The sequence below is a fragment of the Calditrichota bacterium genome, from assembly GCA_013112635.1.
GTDB lineage: Bacteria > Calditrichota > Calditrichia > Calditrichales > J004 > JABFGF01.
Genome location: JABFGF010000002.1, coordinates 256,433 through 274,961, shown reverse-complemented (window position 1 = coordinate 274,961; position 18,529 = coordinate 256,433). Strand labels below are relative to the sequence as shown.

Sequence of the window (18,529 nt, the reverse complement as noted above, 5' to 3'; positions counted from 1 at the left end):
ATTAAATTAACGTGAAAAATATATCTAGCGCAGAGTTTCGGTATTCTATTCTTTGTATATCCGGACAGTATTTTGGTGTAGAAGTTAAATTTGTTCAGGAAGTACTGAGTTTACCTCTTATAACAAAAATTCCCAATGTGCATCATAGTGTATTAGGGGTTTTTAACCTTCGGGGGCAAATCCAATCTGTGATTGATATCAGAGGTTTCTTAAATCTCCCGATTGAGGATATAAATGATGAGGATTTTGTTGTAATTGTTGATTTTAACGAAACAAAATTAGGTATTGTTGTAGAGAAGGTTTTAGATGTATTTTCCATAGATGGAAATAAGATCCAGATTCCAACAAGGGATATGCCGCTCAGTTTAATTCAATATTGTAATGGTTATTACAGTCATAAAAAATTAGGCAAAATATTTTTACTTGATTTGGAAACTCTATTTAACGCGAAAGAAATTGTAAGCTACAGCTATTCGTTGGGGGTATAATGGGTAAAACCGGAATTATATTTTTTAAAAATTATCTCAAAAAAATGCTTCCTGCTTTATTGTTGATTGTAGTTTTTTGGGCTTATATGCAACGGGAATATGATGTCGAGTCAAGTTTAAACAATGAACTGGTTCAACTCGAGAATATATCCAAAACAGCTTCGTCTTTGATTAGTGAGGATGACGTTTCTTTAATAGAAAAAGCGAGCGACTATAAATCGTCTTCATGGTATGAAAAAGTAGCCTTGCAGGTTAAAATGCTAAAGAACTCAATAAACGATCCATCAGTTCAAATCACCTTGGTAAAAAAAGACAGCCCTGTAAATAAAGTGATAATGAAGGATGATGAAGCAAATCACATCGGAGAAGATTTTGATTCACATCCGGAATTGACAAAAGCCTTTGCTGAAAAGAAATTACAATCCAAAATTGATAAACAGGAAAATGAAACAAATACTGTTCTTTATGCTTTTGCCCCGCTAAATAACTCGAAGACGTATGTTTTGGTGCTATCAAAAAGCTATAACAAAATGGAATCAAGTTTTTTGGACTTTTTTACCATGCCCCTTCTTGTGTCAGTAATCCTATTTTTGATTTCTTTAATTGTTCTGATTATTGAATCAACAAACATTAAACAGGGGATAAGTGAAATTGAACTGAATCTTAGCAGAATAAAGCAAGATGAAAATGTTTCTTTCATGGATAAGAAAAATATCTATTTGTCTGAGCTCCATCCTTATTTAAAAGATATTGAGACTAATCTTAAAGATACAAAAGAATCTGAAGAAGAAAAGGAGAAGATTCAAAAGCAAATTAAAGAATTATTAAAAATTGTTTCTTCTGCAGCGGATGGTGACTTTACCCAAAAGGCTGAAGTAACTGCCGATGCATTAGGGGCCTTGTCTGATTCTTTTAATATAATGATTAGTGATTTGAGCGAGCTTATCAAAGATGTTAAAAATGCATCAGATCAGGTAGCAACCACAACCCAGGATATTTCAAAAAACACAGATACAATGGCCGATGGAGCCGTTTCCCAGGCATCGCAAACAGAAACTATTAGTGGGTTGGCAAGAGGTTTGGCCGATTTGATTTTTAATACAAACCAGAATGCACAACGCGCATCTCAGGCAGCTAAGCAAGCAAAAGAAGTTGCTGAGAGTGGTGGCAAAATTGTACAAAAATCCACTGATGGAATGCAAAAAATTAGAAATTCTGTACGTGAAGTTGTGCGGCAGATGAAAATTTTAAGTGACAATTCAATTAGAATTAGTGAAATTACTGACTTTATTTCAGAAATTGCGAGCCGTACGAATTTACTTGCGTTGAATGCTTCAATTGAGGCTGCAAGGGCAGGTGAAGCAGGACGTGGATTTACGGTTGTTGCTGATGAGATTAGAAATCTATCTGAAAGGTCAAGCAAATCAGCGGATGAAATTTCCCAGTTAATTGAAGATATAAATACCAGCACTGCAGAGACACTTACCGCAATTGAAAAGGGAGAAGTTGAAGTAGCCGAAGGTGCTAAGCTGGTTGATGACGCTGGCGACACCTTTGATGACGTTATTCAAAGTGTTGAAATTTCAACCCATTCAACAGTTGATATTTCTAATGCAACTGAAGAGCAAACAAAAATAAGTTCGGATATTGTTTCTGCTTTAGAACGAATTGCCGGGATCGCAAAAGAGACGGCAGATAGTGCGAAACAGTCAAAAGACTCAGCATCATCATTGGAATACTTGTCCAAAAATCTAAACCGTGCTGTAGAAAAATTTAGATTGACTGAATGATAATTGGAGCATAAAATGGATATAACTTCTACGGAAGCCATCTCTTTCAATCTTTTTTATTTAACTGAATTTCTTAATATTACTTTGAGTAAGATTGAAGGGAAAATAGCAGATTCCCATTTTAAGTTATTGAAGAAAATCAGTACCTATCTTGTAAAAGAAGATACCATTGTTGAAGGACTTGAAAAATTAGCAAAATATCAACAAACCAATGATTTAGCTATTTTCTTATTTGATATGGTCGAACGGGCAAATGATTATGGCGCTAAAGTTGTTTACAACACACTCCCTGATCTGGCAGAAGATTTTCTTAATCTATACTCATTAATGGTTGAAGATGATGAATGTGTTAAAACCCTTCAGCTAGTTGTAGACTCTTATGAGAACAAATTTGGTGAAGAAGAAAAAGAAAAGCAGCTTGATGAATTTGAAGAGATGAGTAAACCAAAGGCGGATGCTCAAGAAGAAGAGCCACAACCAGAATTATCATTTAATGAATTTTATTTAACAGAATTACTGGATAAGGTAGGCCAACTTACAGATTCGGGTGAGACAGGAAAAGATAAAACTAAAGTATGTGGCCTGCTTGTTAACCTTACAAAAATTGAAGAAGACTATTCACCTGCAATAAAAAAAATCGGCGAATCGCTTCAGTCAATTTTACCAACAGAAACTAACCCTGCTTCAATCCTCTACAAAAATATTGATTCTAATGCTGCAGTCCTGGAATCACTTGTGAGTGATTTTAGAAAAAACGAAAAAGAAGAATTTGAAAGCATATTAAATTCCGGTGAAATATTGCCTGTTATCATTGAAAAACAGGAAGAAGAAAAGATTGTTGCTAAAGATAAACCAGCAGATAAAAAGTCTGATTTAGATTCACTTCTTGTTCAGTATTTTAAATCGGAAGTTGAAGAAAACTATAATGACTTAAAACCATATCTTGAAAAAGATTTACAAGATTTAAACAGCAAGAAAAATATTCAGTATTTGGTTAAAAAATTCAAAGCGCTTAAAGAAGTTAGTATGATCCATGGCTATAGTGGTTTGGAATATATAGCTCAACTTCTTTCTGCTCAGTTCTCAGATTTATGTACTTCAGAAAATGGCCTTTCCGATAAAAGTGTTAAAATACTTTCTGGTATTTACACGGATTTATTGTCTGTGGAGAATTATGCTGATAAAGACCATGGGCAAAAAAATGTAGATGCGATCAAGAAACAAATCTCAAAACTGGGTGATTCATTTAAACCATTAGACAAGGAAGAAACAAGTACAAAGCAAGAGGTTGTTCCGGAACCTGAGTTAGTGGCAGAAATAAAACCTGAAACTGAAGAGGCTATTGAACCGAGTTTTGGAATTGATGATAAAGAAGATTTTGAAAAAATAATACAATCTTTTTTTAAAACTATTTCTAAAGGTATTTTTGAATGCCATAATAACCTGGACTCAACCGATCATAAGACAACACTTCGCCAAACTCTGGATTTAGTTCAAAATAATAGTGCCCATTTTCATGAGCAACTTGCGCCTAAAATCATTGATCCATTAAATGGGATTTATAATACAATTCTTCAGTCGGGGAAAGATACTCCAGCTGAAACAATTGATTCCCTGGAGTCAGTCTGGAATATTTTATCCGGAACCCCAATTTCCAAAGTAGATTTTGATTCACTAAATAGCACGCTTAATGATTTAAGTGGCCCAGAGCAAGAAACGTTAAGTGGAATAGAAGACAAGCAGACGGTAGATGCTTTTCTGGAATCTGCATTAAAGGAATGGTCTAAACAGAAAGAACTATTAAAAAATACTTTAAGTAGTGGAGCCAACATTGAACCTGTTCAAAATTATTTGGCCGGGCTTGGCAATAATTTATCAGTTTTGGGGTATTCAAATTATTCACCATTTGTTGATTTTGTAAAAGAACAAGTTGATAAATCAGTAAACAAACCATTAGATGAAGAAATTGCAACTGAAATTGAAAATGCATTTAATCTTTTTCTTGAACGGATGCAACATCAGGGCAAAAATGGCAATTGCACCGATATCCTTGCAGTACTTTACGATATCACATCTGAAGAAACTGTAAGTGAACCTAGTGAAAATCAGCAAGTTGAGCAGGAAACAGCGGTTGAAGAGGAAACGATAGCTGAAGCAAAACCCGAAAAAGCTGTAGAAGCTGAAGAAGAAAAACCGGAAAAGATTGAAGAAGTTGATGATGACCTCGCATTGTTCAGAGAGGATACTAAAGAGCATTTAAAAATAATTCATGAAAACCTGGATGCTTTTTCAAATAGCAAAGAAAGACAATCCCTGGTCGAAATTGAAAATGCCTGTCACTCAATTCGTTCTTCTGCCCACTTTCTAAATTTTAAAGATATTTCCAAATTTGCCGCAGCAATAGAAGATGCAGCAGAATTATTTGGAAAAAGCGAGTTTGCAATCCCCAAAGATTTAGATACTTCTTTATCCAAAGGCGTTGAAACACTTGAAAGCTTGATTGAAGATCCGGAGTTTGATTTTAGTGAAACCATGGAAATGCTGGAAGCTTTACTTGACAATGTAGCAATTGAAGATGTCGGTACTTCGGGTGATGATCAGTTTGGTTTTGATAATATCGATAAAGATAAAGATGCAGGTAAGCAAAAAGTAGAGGAAAAACCGCTATTTGCTGAAGGCGCTGAGGAAGATGAAGAGCTGCTGGAAATTTTCCGTGAAGAATCAACCACATTTTTATCCAATATTTCCGAATCAAATAAAATATTATTGGATAAGCCGGATGATGAAGAAGCAGTTGAAAAAATGAGTTATGCGTCACATTCGTTAAAGTCAGCTTCAAAAATGCTCGGTTTTAGAGAGATTTCCCAGATCACGGATGGACTGGAATTATTAACAGAGGCAATAATTAATGATGAAATTTCACACAGCCCGGAGTTACATGCAAAAATAGATGAAGCTGTGAACATACTGACAAAATTGAGTGAGGGAGAATCACTTGGTGCTGAAAAGATCACTGGAATAATTTTTGACTTAGAAGTTGATAATTGGACGGAAGAAGAAGTAACCGAAGATGAAACTTCGGAAGATGAACTACCGGAAAACATGGTGACCATCTTCATTGAAGAAGCACGTGAATTAACTGCCGGTTTGAATGATGATTATCTTGAATTAGAAAAAATGCCTGAAAGTGAAATGATCCTTTCTAATATTTTGCGAAGGATGCATACTTTAAAAGGCAGCTCATATATATCAAAATATAATTTGATTGGCGATCTTGCACATAAGCTGGAAGATTATTTTAGCTTATACACTCAAAAAGAAACGTCCATTAAAAATGAAATGATTAATACGGCTTTTGTTGCGTTGGATTTGACGACAGATATGGTTGATTCAATCGAAAAGAACGGAACTGAAAAAGTTGATCAATTTACAACACGACTTGCAGAAATCGACAACAGGATGTTTGCTTTCCAAAATTTTGCTGAAGCAGCAACCAGCACAGCTCCTGAAAGCGATATGCAGCCAATTCCTGTTTCTGATGCCCCTCAGAAAAAGAAAAGTACCGAAGATAATATTATAAAAATAAGCACAGAATACATGGACAAGCTGGTTGATATGGCTTCGGAATTAATGATCAATCAAACACAGCTTGGCTCGCACCTTCATTCTTTAAAAGATATTTTAAACGATATTGAAGGCGAGAAGAAACAAATCCATGGTGCTGAAAATGTTTTGGAAGACGCAATTGAGTTTGGCGTTTTAGGAGAACAGGATAGTGAAAATGTAAGTTCTGAAAAGAAAGATCAGATCCGTAAAATGTCTGGTAATATAAAAGATGTGGTTCGTGCGGTAAATATGATCCACGGAGATTTAAATAAATTATCTGAGGGATTTGAGCAAAATATTGGACGGCTTGCCAGCATTAGTAAACTACTGCACAGCGATATGTTGAAAACACGGATGGTGCCTGTAGATAATTTGTTTAACCGGTATCCGCGCGCAGTAAGGGATATGGCCCAAAAGCAGAAGAAGAAGGTTAATCTGATTATTGAAGATAATAATACGGAAATGGATAGGGCAATGGTTGAAGGACTTGCCGAGCCAATTCTGCATATTATCCGCAATGCCATCGATCATGGTTTGGAAACACCACAGGAAAGAACAAAAAGTGAAAAATCTGAATCCGGTACCTTACTATTAAAAGCGCGTCAGGAAAAGAACCAAATAATAATAGAAATCACCGATGATGGCCGTGGAATTGATATAGAAAGTGTTCGTAAAAAAATAGTTGAGAAAGGATTGTCTGAGAAAAAGCTTGTTGATAAAATGAGCGAAGCAGAAATTCTTGATTATATTTTTGTTGCAGGATTTTCTACACGCGATGAAGCAACAGATGTATCGGGACGGGGCATAGGTCTTGATTCAGTTTCTAACCAAATCCAAAAGTTAAAAGGTAATATCCGTATTAAAACGGAGGCAGGAACGGGAACATCTTTTAGTTTGCGTGTTCCGTTAACCCTGGTTATTTCACAAGCTTTAATGGTTAAAGTCGATTTGCAATCTATTGCTATTCCGGTAATTGCAGTTCAGGAAACAATAGAATTTAACACCCCGGATATTATTACGGATGAGGACAAAAAATACATTCGAGTCCGTGGACGCCTTTTACCATACATTTATCTTGGCGATATCTTAAAGTTTGGTGAAGATAAAGATAAGTCAGAAAGAAATCAGCAAATGGCGGTTGTCATTTATGATGCAGGTATTAGCATGGCATTGGGAATTGATGAACTTGTTGGCCGCCAGGAGGTAGTAATAAAATCACTTGGAACTCATCTGCAAAATGTTGATTATATTTCCGGTGGAACAATTCTGGCCAATGGCGATGTGGCACTAATTCTCGATTTTGCCCTTGTGATCAGAACCATTGAAATGCATTACTTTGGAAAGGTAGCTGAAAGACAGGTAACCAAGAAAACGACCGTTAAAAAAGAAACAAAACCAGCTAAGAAAACTACTGCTCCAAAAAGCACAAAGCGTAAACCCAAAAAGGCAGAAGAAACCAAGAAAGAAAAAGCAGAAGATACAAAAGCACCAACAAAAACTGTTAAGAAACGAACGATAAAATCACGCAAACCAAAAGTACTTATTGTTGATGATTCAAATAGTGTTCGAAATTTTGTTGGTTCTATACTAGAGAGAAATGGATTTCTGACGATAAAGTCTACTAATGGTGCCGATGCCCTTGAGAAAATGAAAACAGAAAAAGTTGATCTTATGATTACTGATTTGGAAATGCCGAAAATGCATGGTTTTGATCTGATCAGTAATATCCGGAAAGAAAAGAAACATGATAGCCTTCCTATAATAATCCTCACAGGCCGGGCAGGTATGAAGCATCGTCAAACAGGAGAGGAACTTGGCGCAAACGCATTTATTGTAAAACCATTTAAAGAAAAAGATTTATTACATTCATTGTCAGAGTTTATCAGCACCGGGCAATGATGAACAAATCGAGAATGATTTATTTAATTGAAATATCGTCCCTAAGTTATAAGTATCATGAATAAAACCCGTCTTATTTACATATCTTTTTTATTTTTAATCCAATCTTTATTTGCACAACAGAAGGTGATTTCTGGCCTAACTATTGAAACAACTGCTACTTGGTCTGGCAATATTGTTATTGAAGGCGATGTGATTGTTGCAAAAACAGGCAGGCTAATTATCAATGCCGGTTCAAATATTTCTTTCATGCCTAATATGGACAAACAACGTTCTGGTAAAGATAAAACCCGGTCTGAGTTGATTGTTTATGGTATTTTGATAGTTAAAGGCCGCCTGGATGCAAAGGTTACATTTTCCTCTGCTTCAGCTAATCCTCGTATGGGAGACTGGTACGGTATCCGAATTATGAGCCCAAAACAGATTTCTGTTGTTGAAAACTGTCTGGTAGAATATGCTTTTAACGGCTTAGCGGTTAAAAAGAGCAATCCGGTTATCCGAAATTCACAGATGAGCCTTAATTATAATGCAGGAATTTTAGTTGAAGTTAAAGCAGAACCTAAAATTAATAAGAATATTATTTCTGAAAATGGTTATGCCGGGGTAATTACAAATCTTGGTGCAAAACCAATTTTATCAGATAATCTTATTGTGGCAAACCAGATCGGGATAATTGCCTTTAGCCTTTCTCAGCCCAATTTGGGAAACTTGCGTGATTCAAAGAAGGTGAACCAGGGAAGAAATAGTATTTTTGAAAATAGTGAATATGATGTTTATAACCACACAAACTTACCGCTTTTAGCTGAAAACAATTCCTGGGGTGATAATACGAACCAATCGGAAATTGCATTGCGTGTTTATGACGCTAAGGATGAAGCAAAATATGGCGCCATAGATTTTCTCCCGGTATTTAAAAAATCTAACATTGAAGAATTTTTAGAAATTTCCCAACCTTCTCCTGAACCAGTTTTAGCGCAAACACAAACTACCCAGGATAACAATTCAAATTCTGCACAAGTACAAAATCCTGTTAATAATAATCCACCTTTATCTCAGCCGGTTACTCAAACACCAGCTATTTCACAAAACAGGATTCAACAGCAATCCATAGCTGAGCCCGAAGAGAATGAAGTTGTTGAAGATACAAATACTGATAATACTGAATTGCTGGCGAGTAATGACGTAAAACCGATAGAAAATCTTGAAACCAAATCTGCGCCACCACAGGTTAATTACGACCAAATATTTTTAGAGTATTTTCTGGATACACAAAAAGGTGAGGTTGTACAGAAATTTGCACCTCAAATTTCTAATTCAACTCTTGGGCGAGGGGCTAAAGGTCAAATAATTGTTCGTGCTGTTGTTAGCAAAAATGGATTAGTAGAATCTGCCGCAGTAATAAAAGGTTTAAATCCTTATTTTGATCAGCTTTCTGTAGAAACTGCTTTGAAGTTTAAATATAAACCGGGAACAATCAAAAATAACCCGGTTCGCTTTTATACAAATATTTTCTTTGAGTTTTAATCCTCGTTTATAATTATTTCGTTTAGATTATTGACATCTCAACAAGCTGCAAAACGTTCTCCAGTGGAATCCGAGTTTTTGTTTTTGCCATAAATCCATTTCTATGGGCAAACTTTATATGCTCATGATCCTGCACTCTGAAGAAGTTGATACCATCGGCATCTTTAATAGTAGACATACTCCAGCCATCTCCACGTCCATCGTAGTTTATTCTTACCGCAGGTGGATTATCCAGGGATTCACAATATTGAACAGAACCCAGTGTTTCATCGGTATAACCGACTATTACTTTTTTGTCTTTTATATGAAGCTGATCGCAGTTTTCCCAAAATGATATCTGTTCTTTTAAGCGATAGCCGTTTGCAATTAGTTTCTTCCCAAAAAACTTCATTTGCTGGTACATTGAAATTGGGCTTTGAGCAAAAACTTCCAAAAAGAAATTTTCAAGTGGACTGTTTAACGGATCAAGCGATTCAATGCCTAATTCGCTGGCCATTTTAAATCCTCCCCTGCGATCGATCTTGTCCTTAAACTCCCACCATGGAGACTTTTTTAAAATATCTTCTAATTCTAAATATTCAGCCACTTGTACAAAACTTGCAGGAAGCTTTAAATCCTGATGATGATCAAAATTTTTTAAATGCGGCTCATAGCGTTCTCCAATATCTATAACCCAGGTATTTGGATCGCATAATTCTTTTTCAGACGGCTCACGACGTTCGATAAAAAAATGTGTTTCTTCGTGGCGGGCAAGTATTAAAGAGATTGCTAAAAACTCATCAAAATGTGCCTGACCATTGTGAGTAATAATCTTTGCTGTATTCATTTGCTTCCTTTATTAGTTATGCATCCATGTTTGGAGAAAAAATCTTTGAAACTAAATGCACTATTTGTGCCAAAAAGAGTGTTAAATAAAATAGTAGCCAATCAAATCAAAAAATGATTGTTATTTGGCTATTTTTGTGAAATTTTAGCAACTTAAACCCCGTTTTAGTTAAAATATCCTCATTGATAAAAATAATTCAAATTCAGGAAAAGTTTTAATATGAGCAAAAAAGACACAGCGGTGCGCAAAACAAGAAGAAATTCGATAAGATATGTTTTTAACGAGATTTTACTTCCCAGAAAAAAAGTTCTCTTTATTGGATTAATATTAATAATAATAAACCGTCTTTCAGGATTGGTTTTACCCGGGGCCAGTAAATATTTGCTGGATAGTGTTATTTTAAATTCTGATTATGATTTGCTGTACACTTTGCTTGTGGCAGTTATTGCCGCTGTTGCTGTTCAGTCTGTGACTTCATTTTCTCTTGTCCGTTTATTAAGCGTTGAGGCCCAGCATCTTATTTCTCTTTTGCGCGCACAGGTACAAAAACAAATTCTATTTCTGCCTGTTCGTTTTTTTGATAACAGCAAATCCGGGTCACTTGTCTCTCGAATTATGAGCGATGCAGAGGGTGTACGTAACCTTGTTGGCACTGGTCTTGTGCAACTTTTTGGCGGTGTTCTCACTTCGATTATTGCACTGATTATTCTTTTAAAAATCAATATAATGATGACGCTAATCGCCATTGTACCCTTGCTTTTATTCGGACTAATTTCCATGAAGGCATTCGCATTTATCCGGCCAATTTTTCGTGAAAGAAGTGTAATTAATGCAGATGTAACAGGCAGGTTAACAGAGTCTTTAAATGGCATCCGGGTGATAAAAGGGTTTAACGCAGAAAAACAGGAGATGAATGTTTTTGAAAAAGGTGTGGAACAACTGTACCTGAACGTGAAGAAATCGCTCACATCCTCTAGCCTTGTTACAAGCTCTGCCACTTTGTTGATGGGCATAACATCCGTGGCAATTATGGGCGTAGGCGGCAACCTGATAATAAACAATGAAATGACCACCGGTGATTTTGTAGCCTTTATTTTATATCTCGCTTTTTTGATTGCTCCCATCGTGCAGATGAGTAATATTGGCAGCCAGATAACCGAAGCCTTTGCAGGATTGGATCGCATGGATGAAATTTTTCAGATGGAAAAAGAAAATCAGGATAATGACCGATCCGTTCAGGTTGAAAATATTAAGGGTAATATTCGTTTTGACGATGTTCATTTTTCATATGATGAAGGCACTGAGGTATTGCGAAATATTTCCTTCGATGCACCTTCAGGAACGGTTACTGCATTAGTTGGTAGTTCAGGATCAGGAAAAACCACAATTGCCGGATTAGCTGCTTCTTACTTTAAACCGGGTTCCGGTAAAATAACAATTGATGAAAATGATCTGAGCAAAGTAACTCTTGAAAGCTACCGTTCACAATTGGGCGTTGTATTGCAGGATGATTTTTTATTTGAGGGCACAATAAAAGAAAATATTCTTTTTCCACGACCAGATGCTTCCAATGAACAAGTAAATGAAGCAGTAAAAGCTGCTTACGTGGATGAATTTACAAACCGATTTGATGATGGCTTGGATACATTAATTGGTGAGCGTGGTGTGAAGCTATCCGGTGGCCAGCGCCAAAGGATTGCAATTGCCAGGGCAATTCTTGCTGATCCTAAAATTCTTGTTTTGGATGAAGCAACTTCAAATCTGGATACTGAAAGCGAAAAATATATTCAGCAATCGTTGGAAAAATTAATGAAGGGCCGGACAACATTTGTTATCGCACACAGGCTTAGTACAATCCGCCAGGCAGACCAGATTTTAGTGATTGAAGAAGGGCAGATTGTAGAGCGGGGCACCCATGATGATTTGATAAAAACGGAAGGTCGTTACCATAGGCTGTACACATACCAGGCACGTATTTAAAAACGGGTTATTAAAGGAAAAGTATTCTTTTCTTATTTTGTTTTGCTGAAAAATAAATGATATATTTATAGCTATTGCGCATCCAAACCCATGAAATAAATGTCTATTATTTTTCAGCGAAAATATGGTTTAAATGTAAATAATCATAACCCTGAAAATTTATTTGAGTATGCAGCTTCTTCAGGATTGAAACACATAGAAATTAATCTATCGAGTGAGAAATTTGGGTTAAAAACATTTACAAAAGATAAAATAAGTAAGTTAAAAAATCTCTCTGATGAGCATAATATTCAACTAAGCTTTCATATTCCCTACTATACAAATATCTCCGATATATTAATTCACTTGAGACGTTCAAGCATTAAGTATTTATCAAAATCTATCCAACTTGCCAGCGAGCTAAAATCAACCCATGTTACGCTCCATCTTGGAAATTTTTATTGGTTTCCTGTTGAAAAATGGGAAAGGAGAAAAGCCTTATTAAGGTTTATTAAAAGTCTTGTAAAAATATTGAAACTCTGTGAGGAAAAGGGTGTGGTTATTGCTCTCGAAAATGTGGTTCCTATTCCAAGCGGTTCAGAATATTATTTGCTTGGGGATAACATCGATGATTTTGAATATATTTTTTCCAATGTTGAATCAGAGTATTTAAAATTTTGTTTAGATACGGGTCACGCTAATATGGCCGAAGGCGTAATTGAGTATATAAATAATTTCCATGAGAAGCTAAGTTGCATTCATTATCATGATAATAATGGGTTTAATGATGAGCATTTAGCAATTGGAGAAGGAAAAGTTCCTTGGCAAGAACTGGCATCTAAGTTAGAAGATATAAATTTTACAGGCCCAATTATTAGTGAGTGCCGCGGTATTAAAGCACATGAATCGGCTTTACTTTTTGAAAACTATTTTACAAATAATTAAATAAACCACCATTCTACTTAAAGTGCCTCACCACTAAAATCGTAACTTAATTTCTTTTGAACACTTAATATTTGAGTAAATATATTTTTTAATGTTTTTTGTTCAATTTGTGTCAGCTTGGATGGATTTATATAGTTATTTGCAATCTCATTTTTATTTATTTGTTCTGTTTGATGTCTCAATCTCAACTGCATCAAATAATTGTAAGCTTGCTCTAGTTCCTGGTTTGTCGTTTTGTTTATGACATCTTTTTTTAATAGGCCACTAAGCCTGGCTAAAGTATTTGGATTACTTACACTGTTTTTTAAAGCGTAAATTCTACAAAAATCTGTTATTGGCATCGTTGCAGCTTTTATATCAAAAGTCTCCTGATGCTCTCCTTTTGATTTAACAACAATTTTTCCGAGTAGTCCAACAGGTGGTTTATGGAGCAAACTATTTTTTGTAAGATGTTGAAAAAATCCGGCTTGTCCCTTAGCCGTTTCAAAGAGATATTTTTTCAGTTCATCCGCCAGGCTACTTTCCCCATAAATGCATCGAAAATCAAAAAATATACTTAGATCAATTAAATCTTGCTGATCGGAGTTTGTAATCCAATTGTGGTAATAATCTTTCCACTGTGAAATAGGTTGGCACCATTTTGGGTTTTTAGCCATTGCCTCCCCAATACAATAGACATATCCACAATCATTTAACCAGTCACAGACCATTGTTCCCAAATTATGAAAATAACTATGAACTTCTTTTTCAGATTCCTTTGGGATGTCTTCATATACAATGGCATTATCCTGATCAGAGATAAGAGTTTGTTCTTCTCGGCCTACGCTGCCAAGTGCAATAAATGCAAATTTAACCGGTGGCTCTCCTAACTCAGTAATTGCAAATGAAATTAATTTTGTAGAAATAGATGAAAAGATTGAAGAAATGATGTGCGAAATATTGCTGCTTTTGGCTCCGCTGTCAATTAAAACTTTTACAAGTGTTGGTAGTTTGTCTGTCGTAGAAATAAGATCATCAATTGATTTAGCCCTTTCAATCGATTGCAATAAATAACTGGCCGAATGTCTTTGAACAGTAATTAATTCTTCACTGCTAATAATTCCGACTATTTCATTGTCGCCATTTTTAACAGCCAGGTGGCGGGTTGCAGATTCGTTCATCATAAGGAAAGCTTCATAAACCAGGGAATTAGAAGAAATTGTTTTTAATGGGGAGCTCATTACTTCAAAAATAGGATTTTCCAGATTTAGATTTTCAGAAACAACCCGTTTTCGTAAATCCTGATCTGTAATAATCCCGATAAACTCTCCGGCATCGGTATTAATAAGAGCAGCACTATATCTTTCTTTGGTCATTAACTTTGCTACTTTATAGATGGGAGTGTTCATATCACAAGAGACAAGATGTTTTAAAAAATGGCTAATGGGTTGGTTTAAAAAGCGAAGTGACGTTTGTAACTCAACTATCAAATTTTCTCTTTGCTCTTCAACTTTTATTTTATCGGTTATATCATCTATTGTACCATCAAAGTATTTAGGGTCGTTATTTTCGTTTTTAACCAATACAGCAGAAATTGAAACAATTGACGTTGAGCCATCTTTCGTTTTGATCTGAATAATTGAATTTTTAACACTTCCTTCATCCATCAACTGTTTTGTAAAACTTCTTTTATCAGAATTATTAGTAAAAAGATCAATAAGATTTATTGCATAAAGTTCTTCCGGTGTATTATATCCGAAAATATTGATAGCAGAAGCATTTGCTTCAATTATTTTCCCGTTTGAACCAAGAGTAGACCTAAACACACCTATCCGAATACTGTTCGCCAGTGTTAAATATTTTTCCTTATTTAAATATAACTCCTCCTCAATTTGTCTGTGCGTACTTACGTCCTTTACAATAATGCTATATCCATCTTTTTCTCCCAAAGAAATTTTTGATGCATATAAAATCACATCAATAATGCTGCCGTTTTTTCTTTTTAATTGAGCTGAATATTGATCTTCTGGTTTTTTGCCGGAGGCTATATTAGTGAAATACTCTGAGCCTGATATTTGATTTTGTTCATCATTGCAAAGGATTTTATTTATATCGATATCCGAAGTCGTTTCATAACCAAGCATATTCAACATTGCCAGATTAGAAAAGATATAAGTCCCATCAAGCAACATAACCAAACCATCTGTCGAAGCTTCCACCAATGCTTTATATTTCTCTTTCGATTCTTTCAGACCTTCCTCTGCTTTATTTCGTTTTGTCTCGATCAATAAACTTTGCCTGCTTATGAAAAAAAGATTAAAACCAAGAAATAGTAAAATCACGAGAGATACGTAAAATAAACTATTTGTCAACGAAGATATTTCTTCATTTACATCTTCTATATAAATTCCCGTTCCAACAACCCATCCCCATTTTTTAAATCCTTTTACAAAAGAAAGCTTTGAAACAATCCGGGTCGAATCGTCTTTCCATTGCCACATATAGTCAACATAATCCTGGCCATTTAATTCAACGGCATTAACAAATTCCACAAAAAGTTTTTTGCCAGTCGGATCTGTGTATGATGATAAATCAGTGTTGTTTAAATCCTTGCGGTATGGATGCATTATCATGTTGGGATGCATGTCAGTAATCCAGAAGTAATCTTTTCTTTCATATCCATAACGCATGTTTTCAATTCTTGTAATAGCTTCGCGTTGTGCTTTCTGAAGGGTCAGAATGCTGTCCGAAACTTCGTTTTCAAATTCATCAAGAACGCTCCATGCAGAGTTGGTTAATTCCATAATCATTTCACGTTTACCATCCAGCATATAGCTTTTGATTGATGGAATTATTACAGCGAATATCAAAGTTGTGAAAATGGAAAAAACCAAAAACGTGGGGAGTATTATCTTAAGAACAAATTGTTTGTTAATTTTTCTTTTGTTCATTTTAAATGAATTTTTAATGAAAATAATTAAATAATAAGAAAGTTTAGATAAATTAAACAATTCTCATTTAAATTTTACAAAAACCCCACTGTTATGCGGGGTTTTTATTTTGATAATTAAGCGTTATGAACTTTCTCTGCTAAGAATTTTTTAATTTCAATTGGCGTTTTGTTTTTAGAAAGTTTAGATCCAATAATATTTGCGATTATTGCTAATGGAGCACCCAACCAGGCAAAGTACCACGCATTTAAATAATAGTTAATAAATTCCTGGAAAGGAAGAGTAACTCCAAATTTACCGGCAATAAAATAAACCAGCGCTACAAGTGTTACAGAAGAACCGGCAATAAGACCAGCCCATGCACCGGTTCTATTTGATCCACTCCACCAAATGCCCAGTAAGAAAAGTGGGAAAATTGTACATCCTGCCAATGAAAAAGCAACTGCAACCAATTGCGCTATTAAACCCAAATTAAGTAAAGCGATAATAGCAACACCGGCTGCCATTAGGATTGTACCTAATCTGGCCATCATCATTTGCGTTTTTTCGGATGCTTCTGGGTTTATTACATTGTAATATAAATCATGTGAAAATGCCGATGCACCTGCTACAAGTAATCCGGAAACGGTTGAAAAGGCAGCAGAAACCGCACCTGCAGCAAGAAACCCAATTACAAGTGGATAAAGGTCTCCCAGCTGAGCTGTGTAAACTACAATCGCATCTTTAGCTAACTTTCCTACTTCAGGATTAGAAGATAATACTTTTCCAAATGCTGAATAAACCGGAGCGCTCCAATAAAGAATACAAATAAAAAAGAGTCCCCAAACTACAGACCAGCGTGCATCTTTTGCGCGTGGTACAACATAGAATCTTTGGATAACATGAGGCAATCCGGCAGTTCCAATCATTAATGAGAAACAAATTGCCAGCCACTGAAAAGCAGTTTGTCCAGTTGCAGGATCCCAGGGCATGGCAAACTCAGGCGATGGAAGAATCGCAAAGTCATGACCCATTGCGGAAATTCCGGCTCCGGGTGCAATGCCATTTACAATATCACTTATAACTGATCCGTAACCAACTTGTGGAAGCCAGTAAAAATATCCAAACTTATAGGATAAAATAAAAAGTGGGATTATAAAGGAAATAATAATGATTACATATTGAATCTGCATATTTTTTGTAACACCAAGCATGCCCGAAATAAGAGTATATGCTAAAACCACTGATGCGCCAATTATAACTGCCCAGGCAAAGTCAATTCCCAAAATCCATTTGAACATTAGCCCAATTCCTGCAAACTGCCCAACACAATATGAGAATGAAATAAAAATGGCCAGGCCGGCACCAAAGCCTCTTAAACCTTGTGAATAATACCTGTCACCAATAAAATCTGCAGCAGTATATTTGCCGTATCGCCTTATTTGACCGGCCATTAATATTAAAAGCAATACATATCCGCCAGTCCAACCAACAACATAAGCCAGCCCATGATATCCCGCACCATACATTACGGCGGCCATTCCTAAAAAGGACGCAGCACTCATCCAGTTTGATGCAATTGCCATACCGGCACCAACCGGGGAAATTTTTCTCCCTGCAGCCCAATATGTTTTTGTATCTTTGGCCCTGTTAAAAACACCCACTAAAATAAAAGTAAGTAAAAGAATGATTAAAATAATAGCTGGGCCAATCTTAAATTCGCCCTCTAATTTTGTAGCTTCCTGGCCAAAGGCAAAGCCGGAAAACAATACCATCAAAAATAATGTACATATAATATTGACTAACTTTTTCACAATTCCTCCAATTCAATTTTAGGTTTATCAAGTCTCTTCAACAATTTCAAATTTGGTATTTAGTTTATCTATTGAAATCGCATAAATTAAACACAATACAACAAACAGAATTAATAAGAATTGTGCCGTATACCAATAGTGGAAAGGAAATCCGAGAAAATTAAAATCTGTTAAAAAACTTTGATTATGTGTTAAATAGAGCTTCATAATTGGCGGTAATGAGCTGATTGATTCTGCATTCAAAGTAGGGTTTTCAACTTTGGTCAATGATGTCGGCAGAAGATCTTTCATAATCTTGTCAAAACCTTCCGCCTTTAAGCCAATAGTTGCAGCGGCTTGAATTATGGTCTCATCATTTACTTCCTTTGTAAACAATGGTTTAATTGAATCGGGCTGCATATCAAAAACAATCCAACTTAATGATTCTTTTAAAACTGATTTATGATTGTCTTTAACAGCAATATTTTTACCTAAAACCGCTAACATAGATTTAGCAAATGTTTGCTTCATTTCCGTTGCTGCTGAAGTGTCTTCGACTACCTGTGGCCATACGGAATTAAACTCATCTAGGGTTTGTTCTGCAGTGGGTGTAGTAACAAATATTAGCAGGAAATGAAAACCGAACACGGCAACGGCCCAGATAATTGCTAAACTGGAAATTAATTTCTTATTGCCTTTTGCATGTTCGGTCAGCGGTTTAAAGAAATTGATATTATACTGATCTTGAGTTGTCATATTTACCCCTTAAAATTATGTAAATAAAATTTCA

At 35.5% G+C, this 18,529-nt stretch carries 10 protein-coding genes; 6 read left to right on the top strand and 4 right to left on the bottom strand.

All coding sequences use genetic code 11. The features are described from left to right. Positions 1-11 precede the first annotated feature (11 nt). The 4 genes from HND50_06295 to HND50_06280 are packed head-to-tail and all read left to right on the top strand — an operon-like array spanning position 12 to position 9,307. Complete coding sequence (locus tag HND50_06295; protein ID NOG44823.1) at positions 12-488, top strand: purine-binding chemotaxis protein CheW; 477 nt, start codon at positions 12-14, stop codon at positions 486-488. After that, the gene (locus HND50_06290) at positions 488-2,278 is read left to right on the top strand and encodes a methyl-accepting chemotaxis protein (GenBank protein NOG44822.1); all 1,791 of its coding nucleotides are present in this window, start codon (positions 488-490) and stop codon (positions 2,276-2,278) included. The genes HND50_06295 and HND50_06290 overlap by 1 nt, the downstream gene beginning before the upstream one ends. Before the next feature lie 15 nt (positions 2,279-2,293). After that, positions 2,294-7,783, top strand: coding sequence for a response regulator (locus HND50_06285; GenBank protein ID NOG44821.1), 5,490 nt, complete (start codon positions 2,294-2,296; stop codon positions 7,781-7,783). A 57-nt stretch (positions 7,784-7,840) separates the two neighbouring features. Next, positions 7,841-9,307: a hypothetical protein gene (locus tag HND50_06280; protein NOG44820.1), complete on the top strand. Its 1,467-nt coding sequence runs from the start codon at positions 7,841-7,843 to the stop codon at positions 9,305-9,307. Positions 9,308-9,329: 22 nt separating this feature from the next. Here HND50_06280 and HND50_06275 read toward each other — a convergent pair whose 3' ends face one another. Beyond that, positions 9,330-10,133, bottom strand: a complete 804-nt coding sequence (locus HND50_06275) for a hypothetical protein (GenBank protein NOG44819.1) — start codon at positions 10,131-10,133, stop codon at positions 9,330-9,332. A 219-nt stretch (positions 10,134-10,352) separates the two neighbouring features. On the opposite strand from HND50_06275, the gene HND50_06270 reads away from it, so the two are divergent. Both HND50_06270 and HND50_06265 read left to right on the top strand, forming a co-directional pair. Further along, complete coding sequence (locus tag HND50_06270; GenBank protein ID NOG44818.1) at positions 10,353-12,113, top strand: ABC transporter ATP-binding protein; 1,761 nt, start codon at positions 10,353-10,355, stop codon at positions 12,111-12,113. A 99-nt stretch (positions 12,114-12,212) separates the two neighbouring features. Continuing rightward, positions 12,213-13,037, top strand: coding sequence for a sugar phosphate isomerase/epimerase (locus HND50_06265; GenBank protein ID NOG44817.1), 825 nt, complete (start codon positions 12,213-12,215; stop codon positions 13,035-13,037). 17 nt (positions 13,038-13,054) lie between these two features. On the opposite strand, the gene HND50_06260 is transcribed toward HND50_06265, so the two are convergent. The 3 genes from HND50_06260 to HND50_06250 form a co-directional block, all read right to left on the bottom strand. After that, positions 13,055-15,967, bottom strand: a complete 2,913-nt coding sequence (locus HND50_06260) for a PAS domain S-box protein (protein NOG44816.1) — start codon at positions 15,965-15,967, stop codon at positions 13,055-13,057. A gap of 116 nt (positions 15,968-16,083) precedes the next feature. Beyond that, entirely contained in the window at positions 16,084-17,721 is a 1,638-nt protein-coding gene (locus tag HND50_06255) for a VC_2705 family sodium/solute symporter (protein NOG44815.1), read from the bottom strand. Positions 17,722-17,787: 66 nt separating this feature from the next. Then, on the bottom strand, positions 17,788-18,495 hold the full coding sequence (locus HND50_06250) for a DUF4212 domain-containing protein (GenBank protein NOG44814.1): 708 nt from the start codon (positions 18,493-18,495) through the stop codon (positions 17,788-17,790). Positions 18,496-18,529 lie beyond the last annotated feature (34 nt).